The sequence below is a fragment of the Stenotrophomonas sp. NPDC077659 genome (assembly GCF_050268705.1).
Lineage (GTDB): Bacteria > Pseudomonadota > Gammaproteobacteria > Xanthomonadales > Xanthomonadaceae > Stenotrophomonas.
This window is the reverse complement of sequence record NZ_JBNNHG010000263.1, coordinates 1-1,943: the sequence shown is the minus strand read 5'-3', so window position 1 is coordinate 1,943 and position 1,943 is coordinate 1. Positions and strand designations below refer to the sequence as shown.

Sequence of the window (1,943 nt, the reverse complement as noted above, 5' to 3'; positions counted from 1 at the left end):
GCCTTCCCGGTGTGCAGCAACCAGGCGGCCGGCACCAACACGCTGTCTGCCACCACCTTCCACGATGTACAGGTGGGCTACAGGATCGACTGGATGAAGGGGTTGCAGCTGACCGCGGGCCTGAACAACGTCTTCGACAAGGATCCGCCGATCTGCCTGTCGTGCTCGTTGAACGGCTACGACGCTTCGACCTACGACATCCCGCGTGGCCGTTACTGGTACATGCGCGCGGACCTGCGGTTCTAGGCTGGCCGGCAGGTGCCAGGGAACGGCACCTGCCTTTTCACCGGTAGCGCCGGGCCATGCCCGGCGGCTTGCACCTTCGTAGAGCCGAGCCATGCTCGGCGGCTTGCACCTTCGTAGAGCCGAGCCATGCTCGGCTGCTTGCACCTTCGTAGAGCCGAGCCATGCTCGGCTGCTTTGTGCGAAAGCCAGTCGAGCATGGCTCGACTCTGCAAAAAACGCGTACACGAAGCGTGGCGCCGGGGTTGCCCCGGCGCCGGTTGCATCAGAACGACCAGGTGAAGGTGATCGAGCCGTTGCGGCCGTCGCCGAATGCACCGTAGCCATTGATCTGCGAGTAGTACTTCTTGTCCAGCAGATTGTTGAGGTTGGCCTGCACGCTGAACTCCGGCGAGATGCGGTAGCGCACGAAGGCGCTGACCAGCGCGTAGCCATCCTGCTCGATGCGGCCGTAGGCCGGCACCGCGTAGTAGATGCGGTTCTGCCAGTTGGCGCCACCGCCCACGGTCAGTTCCTGCAGCGACTGCGGGGTGTAGCTGGTGAACAGCTTCAACGTCGTCTGCGGCAGGTTCGTGTTGATGTCCGCATCGTTGATGTCCTTGGCCACGTAACGCGACGCACCGAAGGTGGTATTCCAGCCCGGTGCCAGTTCGCCGTTCAGTTCGAACTCGAAGCCACGGCTGACGGTGCCGCGTGCGGCGATGTAGGCGGTTTCGCCGCCGGTTCCGCCGATCACCGGTTCGCCGGTGGATTGGCCTACGTTGTCCTGCTCGATGCGGAACACGGCCACCGAGGCATTCAGCCGGTCGTCGAACCAAGCACCCTTCACACCCACTTCGTAGCTCTTGCCATCGACCGGATCGAGGTAGCTGCCGTTGCGGTCCTTCAGCATCTGCGGCTGGAAGATTTCGGTGTAGCTGGCGTAGGTCGAGTAGGTGTCGTTGATGTCGAACACCAGGCCGGCATACGGGGTGGTCACCTTGTGCGAACGATCAGCGCCTTCGCCTTCGCTCTTCCAGTCGGTGTAGCGCGCGCCCACGATCAGCTTCAGCGGATCAGCCAGCGACAGGCGTGCAGCCGCGTAGGCCGCCTTCTGGGTGATGGTGCCTTCGCTGGCAAGCGCCAGTGCATTCCAGTTCGGCTCGCTGATGTTGCCGTTCCAGTTCAGGTAGCTGGAGAAGGGATCCCAGGTCATGCCAGTGCCGCCGACCTGGTAGTCACCGTAGTTGGCGTACTCGCGCTTGTTGTAGCTCAGGCCACCCATCACTTCGTGCTTCAGGCCAAACAGCTCGAACGCGCCACTGAAGTAGCCATCCACCGCATTGACTTTGCGTTCGGTGTTGTAGAAACCGGCCGACGGCGAAATACCGGCACCGGTGTTCCTGTCGAAATACGAAGCGCCGGTGACCCAGTCGTTGTAGGCCGGGTAGAACAGCTTGTCGTCGGCCTTGGTTTCGTCATGGGTCGCCCCGACGCGGACCTTCCAGTCATCGCTGAAGGCGTGTTCCAACGTGGCGAAGGCGCGCTTGCTGGTGGTGTCCCAGTAGGTCCAGTTCGGGCTGGCATTGAACGATTCGTCGTAGCCGGTGCTGGTGCCATCGGAGAACAGCATCGGGAAGCCACCCCAGGTCGCGCCATTGGCACGCTTCTGCTGGTAGTCGTAACCCACGCTCAGCTGGGTATCCGGCGTCAGGTCGGCA

Annotated in this window: 1 protein-coding gene and 1 pseudogene; one reads left to right on the top strand and one right to left on the bottom strand. The window is 62.5% G+C overall.

Going from position 1 to position 1,943, the window contains the following annotated elements:
- Positions 1–246: pseudogene (locus ACQKDV_RS19270) on the top strand (TonB-dependent receptor domain-containing protein); the annotation flags it as partial.
- A 262-nt stretch (positions 247–508) separates the two neighbouring features.
- On the opposite strand, the gene ACQKDV_RS19265 reads toward ACQKDV_RS19270, so the two are convergent.
- Positions 509–1,943: TonB-dependent siderophore receptor (locus tag ACQKDV_RS19265; RefSeq protein WP_427785834.1), on the bottom strand; the 1,435-nt coding region annotated here is incomplete at its 5' end.